Origin of the sequence: Bacteroides ilei, assembly GCF_900128495.1 — a bacterium.
In the GTDB taxonomy this organism is placed as follows: Bacteria; Bacteroidota; Bacteroidia; order Bacteroidales; family Bacteroidaceae; genus Phocaeicola; species Phocaeicola ilei.
The window spans coordinates 2,471,139-2,483,968 of the sequence record NZ_LT635801.1 but is presented as its reverse complement, the minus strand read 5'-3'; the positions used below and the strand labels follow the sequence as shown (position 1 = coordinate 2,483,968).

12 protein-coding genes and 2 pseudogenes are annotated in these 12,830 nt (G+C 36.9%); all 14 read right to left on the bottom strand.

Annotation, left to right across the window (positions count from 1 at the left end; translation table 11 throughout):
• Window positions 1-6: 6 nt before the first annotated feature.
• The 14 genes and pseudogenes from BQ7489_RS10690 to BQ7489_RS10625 all read right to left on the bottom strand — a co-directional run bounded on the left by BQ7489_RS10690 (window position 7) and on the right by BQ7489_RS10625 (window position 12,811).
• Window positions 7-975: an NAD-dependent epimerase/dehydratase family protein gene (locus BQ7489_RS10690; RefSeq protein ID WP_072530993.1), complete on the bottom strand. Its 969-nt coding sequence runs from the start codon at window positions 973-975 to the stop codon at window positions 7-9.
• 15 nt (window positions 976-990) lie between these two features.
• Window positions 991-1,992, bottom strand: a complete 1,002-nt coding sequence (locus BQ7489_RS10685) for a GHMP family kinase ATP-binding protein (RefSeq protein ID WP_072530992.1) — start codon at window positions 1,990-1,992, stop codon at window positions 991-993.
• Window positions 1,993-2,003: 11 nt separating this feature from the next.
• The gene (locus BQ7489_RS10680; protein ID WP_072530991.1) at window positions 2,004-2,987 is read right to left on the bottom strand and encodes an acyltransferase family protein; all 984 of its coding nucleotides are present in this window, start codon (window positions 2,985-2,987) and stop codon (window positions 2,004-2,006) included.
• Window positions 2,988-3,034: 47 nt separating this feature from the next.
• Entirely contained in the window at window positions 3,035-4,357 is a 1,323-nt protein-coding gene (locus BQ7489_RS10675; RefSeq protein ID WP_083580570.1) for a hypothetical protein, read from the bottom strand.
• A complete protein-coding gene (locus tag BQ7489_RS10670; RefSeq protein ID WP_072530990.1) occupies window positions 4,350-5,603 on the bottom strand; it encodes a glycosyltransferase family 4 protein in 1,254 nt (417 codons plus the stop codon). The genes BQ7489_RS10675 and BQ7489_RS10670 overlap by 8 nt, the downstream gene beginning before the upstream one ends.
• 261 nt (window positions 5,604-5,864) lie before the next feature.
• Window positions 5,865-6,749, bottom strand: a pseudogene (locus tag BQ7489_RS10665) (IS66 family transposase); the annotation flags it as partial.
• Window positions 6,750-6,836: 87 nt separating this feature from the next.
• Window positions 6,837-8,618 (bottom strand): IS66 family transposase, encoded by a 1,782-nt coding sequence (gene tnpC / locus BQ7489_RS10660; protein ID WP_072530988.1) that lies wholly within the window; start codon window positions 8,616-8,618, stop codon window positions 6,837-6,839.
• Between the two features lie 88 nt (window positions 8,619-8,706).
• Window positions 8,707-9,051 (bottom strand): IS66 family insertion sequence element accessory protein TnpB, encoded by a 345-nt coding sequence (gene tnpB, locus BQ7489_RS10655; protein ID WP_072530987.1) that lies wholly within the window; start codon window positions 9,049-9,051, stop codon window positions 8,707-8,709.
• Between the two features lies 1 nt (window position 9,052).
• Window positions 9,053-9,421: a hypothetical protein gene (locus BQ7489_RS10650; RefSeq protein ID WP_204352751.1), complete on the bottom strand. Its 369-nt coding sequence runs from the start codon at window positions 9,419-9,421 to the stop codon at window positions 9,053-9,055.
• A gap of 11 nt (window positions 9,422-9,432) precedes the next feature.
• Window positions 9,433-9,810, bottom strand: a complete 378-nt coding sequence (locus BQ7489_RS10645; RefSeq protein ID WP_239496946.1) for a hypothetical protein — start codon at window positions 9,808-9,810, stop codon at window positions 9,433-9,435.
• A gap of 79 nt (window positions 9,811-9,889) precedes the next feature.
• Window positions 9,890-10,792, bottom strand: a pseudogene (locus tag BQ7489_RS10640) (IS66 family transposase); the annotation flags it as partial.
• 87 nt (window positions 10,793-10,879) lie between these two features.
• Window positions 10,880-11,224: an IS66 family insertion sequence element accessory protein TnpB gene (gene tnpB / locus BQ7489_RS10635; protein WP_022054427.1), complete on the bottom strand. Its 345-nt coding sequence runs from the start codon at window positions 11,222-11,224 to the stop codon at window positions 10,880-10,882.
• Window position 11,225: 1 nt separating this feature from the next.
• On the bottom strand, window positions 11,226-11,594 hold the full coding sequence (locus BQ7489_RS10630; protein ID WP_022054426.1) for a hypothetical protein: 369 nt from the start codon (window positions 11,592-11,594) through the stop codon (window positions 11,226-11,228).
• Between the two features lie 101 nt (window positions 11,595-11,695).
• Window positions 11,696-12,811 carry a glycosyltransferase family 4 protein gene (locus tag BQ7489_RS10625; protein ID WP_072530984.1) on the bottom strand — a complete coding sequence of 372 codons (1,116 nt, stop codon included), beginning with the start codon at window positions 12,809-12,811 and terminating at the stop codon, window positions 11,696-11,698.
• Between the last annotated feature and the right edge of the window lie 19 nt (window positions 12,812-12,830).

Below are 12,830 nucleotides of genomic sequence, written 5' to 3'. Positions count from 1 at the left end.
TATATATCAATCTTTATAATAGAAATCCATGTCAATAAGATCTGATATGTATTTTTTCATTTTATCCTCATTATTAATAGTAATGTTTCTAATATACGACGGCATATCCATAGCCATAGTCTCAAACTGGAACTTGTTTTTTAAATCCGATGGCATTGGAATGGTTTTTATGGCCTCTTCTAATGGTGTGTGTAATTTCCCTTTTTCATAATAGGTTTTAACTACATATTCTGCTATCTGTCTATGAGAAATTTGGTGTCCGCCACCTAAATTATAAATTCCACTTACAACCGGTTTCTGTTTATAAGTATCGAATAAAACATGTACCAGATCTTCCACATAAACATAATCTCGTTTAATAGTATCTTCAAAAAGGTCTATATAACCTTTTTCTTTTATAAATGACACGAAACGATTTGCTATACAGGCATTCTTCCCTTTATGGAATTCACCCATACCGAAGACATTAAAGAAGCGGAACCCATAGATTGCATATTTATTGTCAGATAGGAAGTTTTCCTCTACATAACGGTCAAAAAGCCATTTTGACCATGAATATGTATTATGCGGCATTTCATTCTTAACACCTAATTTAAACTCTTTACTATTTCCATAAACGGCTGAAGAAGATGCATAAATAAAAGGTATTCCTTTTTCCATACAGAAATTGCAATAAGCCCTTGAGTACTCAAAATTCTCATTCATCATTTCTTTTTCATCATATACCAACACATCTGCGTTAGCTCCTATGTGAAAAAAGGCTTCTATTCTGTTTATTTTACTTATGTAATTTATACATTTATCAATTCCATCTTTATAATCTATGAAATCTTTGAATGTTAAATCATGCAAGTTTTGCATTTTCTTATTATTGTAAGTATCTATGATAATTATATCATTTAGACCTTGATTGTTTAGATACTTAACCATATTGGAACCTATAAACCCGGCTCCGCCTGTAACAATATATGCCATAATATTTTTAATGAATTATTTTCTTGGAATGTAAACAATCGGACTATAGTGAATAATGTTAGTTCCTTCATCCTCAAATCTGAAAGGGACCATCATTAGCTCATTCAACTCATTAATAACATTATTTTGCTTTTCCTTTTCAACATAGAAAAGAAGAAAACCTCCACCTCCGGCACCTAATAATTTACCACCCAAAGCACCTGCCTTTAAAGCTCTTTGATATATCATATCTATTGATGATGTAGTTATTTTACTCCCTATACCTCTTTTTAGCTTCCATGTAGTGTCAAGTAATCTACCAAAATCATTTAAGTCCCTCTTGTTATCGGTTAGAATATTTTCTGCGTCATCTACCAGTTTCAGCATCTCTTTAAGTTGGTTTATTTTATTTCCTGGATTTGAAAAACTGTTAGCTTGTATCTCTGATGAAAAACGCTGAATACCTGTATAAAACAGCAATAAATTATCATTCAATACATTCTTGCGCTCAGGATGGACAATGACTGGATGAACAGTGAATTTATTCTCTTTAAAATCTATTCTGTTTAATCCGCCATAAGCTGCTGCTATCTGATCCTGCCAACCTCCATGTTCTTTAAGTATATCCCGTTCAATACAAATGGCTTCTTCTGCAAGTCTCTTTTTTGAGACATACCTTCCTTTTAAAGCATGAAAGGTATTCAGCATCCCAACAGCGAACGTACTACTCGTTCCTAATCCTGTACGGGCTGGAAGATCTCCTTCATAGGTTAATCTAATTTCATGAATATCCAAATACCGCATTGATTCACGAATTAGTGGATGCTCTATTTCTTCAATATTATTAATTCTTTCAATTTTACTATGTACGACTTCACTTCTGTATGGCATAAAGGGTGGCAGGTGCCTCACATTAACGTAACAATATTTGTCGAATGTAGCAGATATTACAGATCCGCCATGTTCGTTAAAGAAATCGGGTATATCTGTTCCACCTCCAAAGAAAGACATACGGAATGGAGTTTTACTTATTATCATATTACTATATTTTAGTTATGATTTCCTTTTCCGGTAATACCGAACAACAAAAAAGAAAACACAGTAGAATTTTTAAACACCTTAGATATTACTATACATATTACAGATATGATCAACGCTATAGCAGAAAGAACTGTAAACATAAGAATAACATTATCATTGTTCAGATTGTTTGAGTTATAAGGATTTTGTATGTTGTTCATGAAAGTGAGATCGGGTAATAAGAACCAATGGAAAACATATATCTCTAAAGAATTCTTTCCTATCACAGACAGCCGTTCTGGTATAGAAGTATCATATTTGGAAAATAATTGCAGACAGATGACTATAGCAAAGAGTCCCTGTACATTAAAACCTATATTGACGGGATAGAAGAACAATAGTATATATAGCAGTATTGAAATAGTTAGCGTTGCATTATTATTTATGACAGCTTTTATTTTTTCGTATCTGCCGTATAAGCTGCCTATATAGAAAAATGGAAACATTTTTATGGTATTTAGAAAATATGGAATCATGATATTATTTCTTTTCAGCAAGAAATATAAAGCCAATGCTATGAACCAAATTATGGAAGCTATCAGGATTTCGGAAGCGTATAAACCTTGTTTTTTGTATATATACTTATTCAATGTAACAATCAGATATCCTGACATTGTACATAAAAATAGAGTGGGTAAGAACCAATATCCGCCTATTGATTTTAAGGCACTCTGAAGACCGAAATCTTTCATTAGCACATACCCCCCCCCAATAAAAAGATATGGCATCAGAAGCCTTAAAAATCGCTTATAAAGCAGATTTTTGAAGGTGATATTTCTGTTAAATGCAAATATCCCGCTAAGAAACATAAATAATGGCATGTGAATCGAAAAAATGATAGCGTTTAATATACTACCTTCATTTACCATACTCTTGTCTGTCAAATGCCCCATAACAACAAGAAGTATTGCAAAACCTTTTAGTTTGTCAATATACAATATTCTGTTAATCATACAAATTAATATTTAAAAAGTTACATAATTCTTTTATATAAGATGGTTTAATTCTTTTTTTGTTTTACAGCTGCCATTGCTAAACCTCCGAATAAAACACAAAAACCAAGATTTGTCGGTGCTGCCAATTGTCCCTGTGGAACCGTCAACATCATTCCTGCTGAGAGCATCCATGGTAATAAATCGTTTCTTTTGATCAGTAAAATATACGCTTTCCTCCATATTCCTAACGAAAAGAATAATCTTATAATAATAATTATGGTACCCAAAAGAATACCGCATTCACCTGTATTTCTTGTCCATTCTTCCTCTCCATTAAATCCAAAAGACCAAGGGTTTCTACCTAATACTTTCCATACTATATTTGTACTTAACCCTATACCATATCCCCAAAAAGGAATATTTGAATTTGTAAAGGCTCTGAGAAAACTACCCAAATATCTTTCACCTAAAGTGCCTTTCAGCCCTCCTTCTGCTTCATCCGCTCCTTCAAACCTCGCAATAAAAACTTCTATATTTGTTTCCATCAAACCTGAAAAATATAATATTATCAATGCTATAACAGCAACAAATGCAAATTTTAGGAATTTACTCTTTAGCTTATTTTTTCTCATAGCTGCTATAAACAAGAATATCAAGAAAACTCCTGTCTGAAAAAAATGAGTTCGCGAAATAGATGTAGGTATAGAAATTAGATAACATCCAACTAATACTAATAATACTATTTTAGAGAATTGATACTCTTTAGGTAAAGTATTATTCATTAGCAGGTAATATAATAAATAGCATCCTACTACACCTTGAAATAATACATAGCCTGATATGAAAGAAAATGTACCAGGTGGGCGCATATATCCTAATGATCCTCCAAAGCCTGCAGTACCTTCTCCACCCAATCCTATATTGACCCATGCATTTGGTGGGGAATAGAATTGTATGATTATTAAAATAGTCATAGGAATGGACATCCATAAAAAGAATTGTCCTATTTTTAGAAGGTCTGTTCTTGTAAGCACTTTTCCAATTACAAATATCATCGGGAAGTGGAAAAAATAAATTCTCCAACCAAATAATGCCACAATCAAGTTTTGATGTCCGACCAATAGTGTCATTATCAATGATATGGTAGAGACTATCATCATTGACACAGCATACCTATTTTTTAACCATCCTTTACGCCAACCTACTAAAGTAAGCCAAACAACAATAGGGTCTCTAACAACTATTAATAAATCAGACAAAGATGGTAAGAACCATTTCCTTAAAGCACCTTCGAATATAAGTAGGAATATATATATCCATATAAGTTTCCTGTATATAGCGTACGGTTCTCCTGATGTGAGTTTATTTAGATTCAAATAGTTAGTCATTCAAAAATCGTTTTACTGATTCTGCCAATTCTTTTTCATAAACACTCCATGGTCTCTTTGATGCTGTTTCCATAGCTTTCTTCCCCGCATTTACTAAGATAATAGGATCATTAATAAATTTGTGAAGTAACTTCTTTAAAGGTTCTGATGTACCAGCTTGAATAACCCATCCATCTACACCGTTGGTTATTATATCCGCTCCACAAGTTCTGTCAGTGGTAATTACGGGCGTTCCTTGTGACATGGCTTCTGTTATAACTAAACCAAAACCTTCAAATAGTGACGGGAATATAAATAAATCGTGGTTAGACATTAGTTTTAATATCTCGTTATGTGGTAAGGACGGTATATAATTCACTTTTGATAAAGACTCTTTTAAAGCCTTGCTGCTGTCAATATTCCCTCTTCCAACAACTGTAGCCTCAATTTTGTCATCTAAACCTTTTATTGAATCAAAAAAATATGAAATACCTTTACGCTGAGATAAGTTACCTACAAACAATACTCTTATTTTTCTATCCATGATATTGTCGTATTTTCTCTCATTATTTACAGGAGGAAAACCGTATGGTATAACCTCAATATCTGCCAATTTTCCCGGATACATTTCCAATGTTTTCTTAGTAAAAGAACTTGCTACATAAATCTTGTCAGCCAATCTTAATTCTTCGTCTTTTCTTTGCAGTTTCTTTGAGGAATCATTAAATCCTCCAAGCGTTACGGCCCATTCAGGATTCTTTTCTCTTTCTTCATCCAAAAGGCTTCGCATTGCTCGCCAATAACCTATAGGAAGATCATATAGACATTTTATATTATTATCTTTGGCTGTTCTGAACGATTCTAGAGCCAAATCCTCATATGCATAAACACCACCTATTTTATCTTTATTTTTTTTTATATATTTAGCGACTTTATTGTCTAGATTATGACAAATATTATCTACACAAAAAATACCTTTTTCATGCTCAACTAACTTGTTAAGTTTAAGTCTTAATGACAATTGTCTACCTAATTCCTTAAACGGATGTGTAAAAGTTCTATTAGCTATAAAAAGGCTAAACTTTCTTCTTTTAAGTTCCTTTAATAAGCTTAATGATGAAAGCTTATATAGCATGCTCCCTTCAAAACAAGCTATGCATGTGTGAAAACTTTCAAGAATTCCTTTCTTAAAGATCCCATCTACGGCAGCTCTGGTATTTGCATTACCGAAAGGATGATATATTGTTATTTTTTTTTGTTTTTCCATATAATTCTTTTGGCTAATTTCATTAGTAGAATTATTGCCGATTTTCGCCTATCTCTGGTTGCAATTTTTTGTCTTGATACCGATTACTTGAACAATATTTAGTGAAATGGTATCATATTGTTTAGTAGTATGTAAAAATTATTTTAGCAAATTCTTTTATGATATGTTGATTTCGTAACCATTCTATATTCCGCCACGACAATTTTATCGGCTGTTTTTCAGCCGATAAAATAAAAAAGTCCGTAAGAAAATATTTTTGTTTTAACATTCCGATTTATAAAAACATGGCAGAAGAGCTTTCCTGTCGCAAACCTTTCCCCAAAGAATACATTCAAACAAGTGCTTCAGGTAATCCTGAGGATCTATATCATTAAGTTTGCAGCTTTCTATCAGGGAGAAGATGAATGCCGAGTTTCCTGCTGCATCCTCACTGCCTATGTTCATACAGTTCTTGAGCAGCAGCTTTACAGGTTTCATCCTTTGCTCACAGAGGTTGTTCGAGATTTCCGCCGCACCGTCCTTGAGGATATTTCTCAGGGATTTCCATTGGTTTAATGTATAGTTGACGGCCTTTCTCATCAGTTCGTTAGCCATAATCTTCGCATCCTGCATCATCATGACCACCTTATGGTGGATACGTTCAAGAATAGGTCCTGTAAGTTTAAGTCTTTTTTCCTTAATCTGCCCGCTGCTGAGTTTCATCATACGGAACAAGTCTTCATTCCTGAACATATCACCGATAGGATCTATTATGTCCATTGCCCTCCTGTCTGAAGGCAAGGCATCAACCCACAGCCTCCTGCAGTGTGTCCAGCATCCTATATGAAGCACCTTTGAGTCTTCTCCGTCATACATCCTGTAAACCGTATATCCGTCAGTGGATATGGTTCCCATAAAATATTCCAGGAACGACTTTGCCGTATCGGAAGACCTGCTGCCGTTGTTATAGTGATAATAGACCATCTTTATATGCTTTGCAAAGAAAGCCCATAAATACTTTCTCCTGTAAGCCTTACCTTCCGGTGTTTCAACTCCAACGAGTTCGGTAGTCTCATCAACCATAAGGTATTTTGCCCTCTGTACAAACTCCTTGAATGCATCTCCGATAAATTCCTTTAGTTTGGCGATTCCGTTATGGATATAGCTGTAACCATTCTATTTTCCGCTACGACAATTTTATCGGCTGTTTTTCAGCCGATAAAATAAAAATGTCCGTAAGAAAATAGTTTAGTTTTAACATTCCGATTTATAAAAACATGGCAGAAGAGCCTTCTTGTCGCAGTCCTTACCATGAAGAATACATTCAAACAAGTGCTTCAGGTAATCCTGAGGATCTATATCGTTCAACTTACAGCTTTCTATCAGGGAGAAGATGAATGCCGAGTTTTCTGCGGCTGCCTCACTTCCTATATTCATACAGTTCTTGAGCAGCAGCTTTACAGGTTTCATTCTTTGCTCACAGAGATTGTTGGATATTTCCGCTGAACCGTCCTTGAGGATATTTCTCAAGGATTTCCACTGGTTTATCGTGTAGTTCGCAGCCTTTCTTATCAGTTCGTTAGCCATGATCTTCGCATCCTGCATCATCATGACCACCTTATGATGTATACGTTCAAGAACAGGTCCCGTAAGTTTAAGTCTTTTTTCCTTTATCTTCTCACTGCTGAGTTTCATTGTGCGGAACAGGTCTTCATTCCTGAATAAATCACCGATAGAATCTATTATGTCCATCGCCGTCCTGTCTGATGGCAAAGCATCAACCCACAACCTCCTGCAGTGCGTCCAGCATCCTATATGAAGCACCTTTGAGCCTTCTCCGTCATACATTCTGTAAACCGTATATCCGTCTGTAGATATAGATCCCATAAAATGATCAAGGAAGGTCTTTGCCACATCAGATGCTCTGCTGCCGTTATTGTAATGATAATAAACCAACTTGACATGCTTTGCAAAGAAAGCCCATAAGTACTTTCTCCTGTAAGCCTTACCTTTCGGTGTTTCAACTCCAACGAGTTCGGTAGTCTCATCAACCATAAGGTATTTTGCCTGTTGTACAAACTTCTTGAAGACATCTTCCATAAACTCCCTAAGCCTGGAGATTCCGTTGTGGATATAGCTGTTCAGCGTGGTATTGCTTATATGGATGCCTTCTCTTGCAAGCAGTCTTATCTGTCTGTTCTCAGGCATGCTGAAGTCATATTTCAGACAAAGCAGACGGGCAAGCAGTTCAGGAGAGAAGATTCCTCCAAGGTTTTTCAAGGGATGCTCCATCGTGTTAGTGAAAGTGCCGTCTGCAAGCTTTACCCTTGCCACCTTGTACACATGTTCCACGTTATGGGCACGCACATGTTCTATAAACCTGTATTCCCACACATCAGCCATTCCGTTGCGGTTCATAAGCCTTGCACCATCCGGGAGTTGGTAATAGTCTTCTATTTCATGTACCACTACCTTGTCCACCTTCAGCCTGGTCTTTTCCGCACGTGGTGCGGTTTCCTTTCTTCTTGAAGGCTTGCTGTTCTGTGCTGTTGCGTTATCGGAAGAGGTATTGCCACCAGCTTCGTTACCATTGGCCTTATTATCATCATCACCTTTCTTGTCAGAACCGTCATATTCGGACTTCTCCATTGCAGACTTGTCAATGTTACGGTTGTTCAGCAGCCTTCTTTGCTCAGATGTACGGCCGAAACGGTGTTTCCTGCTGTCTTCAAGCTGAAGTCTGAGATTGGATATCTCGTTTGCAAGCATCATGTTCACCTCGTCTTTTGCTTCAAGCTGCTTCCTCATAAGTTCCATTTCTTTCCTGTAATGTTCAACCGTGGTTGATTGCTTTTCGAGGGATTCTTTGAGGTCATTGATTGTATCAATCAGAGTTTTTGAGTTCTCCTTGTTGGATTTTTCAATAGACTCAAGCCTCGCAATCAGTTCTTTATTCTGTTTGCGAAGCCCTGCTTTTTCCTCATTCGCCAGACCCAGCTGGCAGCAAAGTAACTCGTATGCTCTTTCATCAATCATGATATAAAGGTACGAAAAATCAGGCAGTTACGCAAACTTTTTATCGATTATTTTTGTATTATTCCATTGTAAATCAACGCCTTATTATTCATTCTTTAGGAGTTACATACATTCTGTCGACTACGATACTTTCCGTCAGGTAAGCCATGTCAGACCACTGTATCCGGTAGCATTTTGACACCTCGTCAAACACAGGTTTCTTGAACTTTCCCATGACAGGACGTTTCTCGTAAAGCACATAAAAACCGCGTTCGTAATGAAGTATCTTGACGACCTTCCGGTTACGGGACATGAACATATATACATTGGACGCATCACTAGGGTCAAGTGACATCTCTTGCCTTATACTTTCACACAAACGGAAGATGCCTTTCCGTAAATCCACATTACCGTTGAACAGGTAATAGTTCAGGTTAGCACTCAGTCCAAGCATATCATCCTATCATTTTATTAAGCAACAGACTCAGATCAAGAACGCTGGTGTTTCTCAGAAACAGTGTCGCTCCAGACGCCAGTTGTAACTTAACCCATTTTATTGGTGGTTCGCCTTCAGGCTGTTTCACCTCCATCTTTACAGTCGGACTGTTGCAAGGCTTGCCGGTTATCTGGACTTTAGCAACCTTGGGCTGATCAACCTGAACTGTCTTGCCTAACTTCTCGCTCCAAAGCTGATGACGTTGCCAGTTCATGAACTTGTCGTAGTTTACTCCATAATCCGCACAGAACTCGCGAAGATCCTTGGTCTCGCTGCATAACTGGTAGAGGTCATATACCTCCTGATAGTTTACTTTTTCTTTCGCCATAATCATTGTTGTTATTTGGTTATGGCGCAAAGGTAGGTTTGTGAATAATGTGCGTCAAGGCGGAAAATAGAATGCTTACACAGTGTCGCTCCAGACGCCAGTTGTAACTTAACCCATTTTATTGGTGGTTCGCCTTCAGGCTGTTTCACCTCCATCTTTACAGTCGGACTGTTGCAAGGCTTGCCGGTTATCTGGACTTTAGCAACCTTGGGCTGATCAACCTGAACTGTCTTGCCTAACTTCTCGCTCCAAAGCTGATGACGTTGCCAGTTCATGAACTTGTCGTAGTTTACTCCATAATCCGCACAGAACTCGCGAAGATCCTTGGTCTCGCTGCATAACTGGTAGAGGTCATATACCTCCTGATAGTTTACTTTTTCTTTCGCCATAATCATTGTTGTTATTTGGTTATGGCGCAAAGGTAGGTTTGTGAATAATGTGCGTCAAGGCGGAAAATAGAATGCTTACGATATAGCTGTTCAGCGTGGTGTTGCTTATATGGATACCTTCTCTTGCAAGCAGCCTTATCTGTCTATTTTCAGGCATGCTGAAGTCATATTTCAGACAAAGCAGGCGGGCAAGCAGTTCAGGAGAGAAGATTCCTCCAAGGTTTTTCAAGGGATGCTCCATCGTGCTTGTGAAAGTGCCGTCGGCAAGCTTTACCCTCGCCACCTTGTACACATGCTCCACATTATGAGCCCTTACATGTTCTATGACCCTGTATTCCCACACATCAGCCATTCCGTTACGGTTCATAAGCCTTGCACCATCCGGGAGTTGGTAATAGTCTTCTATTTCATGAACAATTACCTTATCCACCTTTAGCCTGGTCTTTTCTGCACGGGGAGCAGTTTCCTTTTTCCTTGAAGCTCTGCAGTTCTGTGCAGGTACGTTACCGGGAGAGGTATTGCCACCGGATTCGTTACCATCAGCCTTATTATTATCATCTTTCTTGTCAGAACCGTCATACTCGGACTTCCCCATTGCGGACTTGTCAATGTTACGGTTGTTCAGCAGCCTTCTTTGCTCGGAGGTACGGCCGAAACGGTGTTTCCGGCTGTCCTCAAGCTGAAGCCTGAGATTGGATATCTCATTTGCAAGCATCATGTTCACCTCGTCTTTTGCTTCAAGCTGCCTTCTCATAAGTTCCATTTCCTTCCTGTAATGTTCAACCGTGGCTGATTGCTTTTCGAGGGAATCTTTTAGGTCATTGATTGTATCAACCAGAGCCTTGGAGTTCTCTTTGTTTGATTTTTCAATAGTCTTAAGCCTCGCAATCAGTTCGTTTACCTGTTTGCGAAGCCCTGCCTTTTCCTCATTCGCCAGACCCAGCTGGCAGCAAAGTAACTCGTATGCTCTTTCATCAATCATGATATAAAGGTACGAAAAATCAGGCAGTTACGCAAACTTTTTACCGTTTATTTTTATATTATTTTATTGATAATCAGTGTATTAATATTAATATTTCGGACTAACGTACATCTTGTCAACCACTATGCTTTCCGTAAGATAGGCCATATCCGACCATTGTATCCGGTAGCATTTGGAGACCTCATCAAATACAGGTTTCTTGAATCTACCCATGACTGGACGTTTCTCATAAAGCACATAAAAACCACGTTCGTAATGAAGTATCTTCACGACCTTGCGGTTACGGGACATGAACATATATACATTGGATGCATCACTCGGGTCAAGTGACATATCTTCCCTTATACTCTCACACAGACGGAAGATTCCTTTCCGCAAATCCACATTACCGTTGAACAGGTAATAGTTCAGGTTAGCACTCAGTCCAAGCATATCATCCTATCATTTTATTAAGCAACAGACTCAAATCAAGAACTGTGGTGTTTCTCAGAAACAGTGTCGCGCCGGATGTCAATTGCAGTTTTACCCACTTAATCGGAGATTCACCTTCAGGCTGTTTCACTTCCAACTTTACAGTTGGACTGTTGCAAGGCTTGCCGGTTATCTGGACTTTGGCAACCTTAGGTTGTTCTACATGAACAGTCTTGCCTAACTTCTCGCTCCACAGTTGATGACGCTGCCAGTTCATGAACTTCTCATAATTTACCCCATAATCCGCACAGAACTCGCGAAGACCCTTGGTCTCGCTGCATAACTGATAGAGGTCATATACCTCCTGATAGTTTACTTTTTCTTTCGCCATAATCATTGTTGTTATTTGGTTATGGCGCAAAGGTAGGTTTGTGAATAATGTGCGTCAAGGCGGAAAATAGTATGCTTACGTTGATTTCTTGTTTATTCAGTTTATTTTAGTATGTTGATATATTTTTTATAAGTTTCACTCCATGAAAAGTCCTTTCCAATATTATATGCATTATTACCTATAACTGAAGCTACATCTTTATTCTTTAATAAAAATAAAATAGATGTCTTTATCTCCTTTATATAATTAAAGTCTGTAAATAGTATATTTCTATTATTCTCTAACATTACTGATGTCATTTTGCCTTTTGCGGTTATAATAGGTAATTTATTTCTTAAAGCGGCAGAAAAAGAACCGCTTTTAAAAGAACATCCATATATACTGTCCTGAGGTAATATAAAAATGTCTGTAATCTTGAAATATTTATCAATATCTTCCATGTTAAGAATTCCTGTTTTTATGGTGTCATTAGGTAAATTCTTGGGAAAGTTATTTGACGTTTTACCTATTATCAGGACCTTCAACTTATATCCTTCATCTATTAATTCATTAATGGCATCTATGCTTGTCTGAATATTTCTTACCCCAAAAAAAGATATGATAGTTTCATCATTAGCAGCTATATCTTTTTTAAAAGAACAAAGTTCGTCCTCAGATATTTGCACTTCAGGAATATTACTGGCAATTGGAATAAGCGGAATATTCTTTTTATTAGGAACCAACTTGAATATCATATTTCTATAATATTCTATACTTGTTGCAACATAATCACTGTTTTCTATAATTCTTTTACTTATATGTTGCATTAGCCAACTTAGTAAAGTTCTTTTTATATTTCCTTTTTCTTTCTCAACACTTACTTCATGACAGAACGTAAATAATTTTACATTATGTTTTTTTATCTTATTAGTCAACTTTATTAAAGGAAACGGTAAACCTTTTGTCTGAAAACCATGTGGTACATATTGTAAAGACACTATGTCGATTTTTTTCTCCTTTATTAGTCTTATGATAGGTTTATAGCAATCGAAATTCCATTTTTTTATGATAGGAAGTATTGTCATTCCGCTTACTTCAGAATTTATTTTAGGATTATCCTTGCATATAATATATACTTCATGGCCATTTCTTACAAATTGCTTGGCTAGATTAAATGTATAATCACCTACACCGTCTACCAAAGGTGGTAATAGTTTGGTTATAAAAAGGATTCTCATGGATTTAAATATATTATTA

Coding starts and splice junctions, on each gene's coding strand:
- BQ7489_RS10670 (WP_072530990.1), bottom strand. CDS start 5,603: ATGGAAAAACAAAAAAAAATAACAATATATCATCCTTTCGGTAATGCA.
- BQ7489_RS10680 (WP_072530991.1), bottom strand. CDS start 2,987: ATGATTAACAGAATATTGTATATTGACAAACTAAAAGGTTTTGCAATA.
- BQ7489_RS10675 (WP_083580570.1), bottom strand. CDS start 4,357: ATGACTAACTATTTGAATCTAAATAAACTCACATCAGGAGAACCGTAC.
- tnpC (WP_072530988.1), bottom strand. CDS start 8,618: ATGATTGATGAAAGAGCATACGAGTTACTTTGCTGCCAGCTGGGTCTG.
- BQ7489_RS10645 (WP_239496946.1), bottom strand. CDS start 9,810: ATGGCGAAAGAAAAAGTAAACTATCAGGAGGTATATGACCTCTACCAG.
- tnpB (WP_022054427.1), bottom strand. CDS start 11,224: ATGCTTGGACTGAGTGCTAACCTGAACTATTACCTGTTCAACGGTAAT.
- BQ7489_RS10625 (WP_072530984.1), bottom strand. CDS start 12,811: ATGAGAATCCTTTTTATAACCAAACTATTACCACCTTTGGTAGACGGT.
- BQ7489_RS10650 (WP_204352751.1), bottom strand. CDS start 9,421: ATGGCGAAAGAAAAAGTAAACTATCAGGAGGTATATGACCTCTACCAG.
- BQ7489_RS10630 (WP_022054426.1), bottom strand. CDS start 11,594: ATGGCGAAAGAAAAAGTAAACTATCAGGAGGTATATGACCTCTATCAG.
- BQ7489_RS10690 (WP_072530993.1), bottom strand. CDS start 975: ATGGCATATATTGTTACAGGCGGAGCCGGGTTTATAGGTTCCAATATG.
- BQ7489_RS10685 (WP_072530992.1), bottom strand. CDS start 1,992: ATGATAATAAGTAAAACTCCATTCCGTATGTCTTTCTTTGGAGGTGGA.
- tnpB (WP_072530987.1), bottom strand. CDS start 9,051: ATGCTTGGACTGAGTGCTAACCTGAACTATTACCTGTTCAACGGTAAT.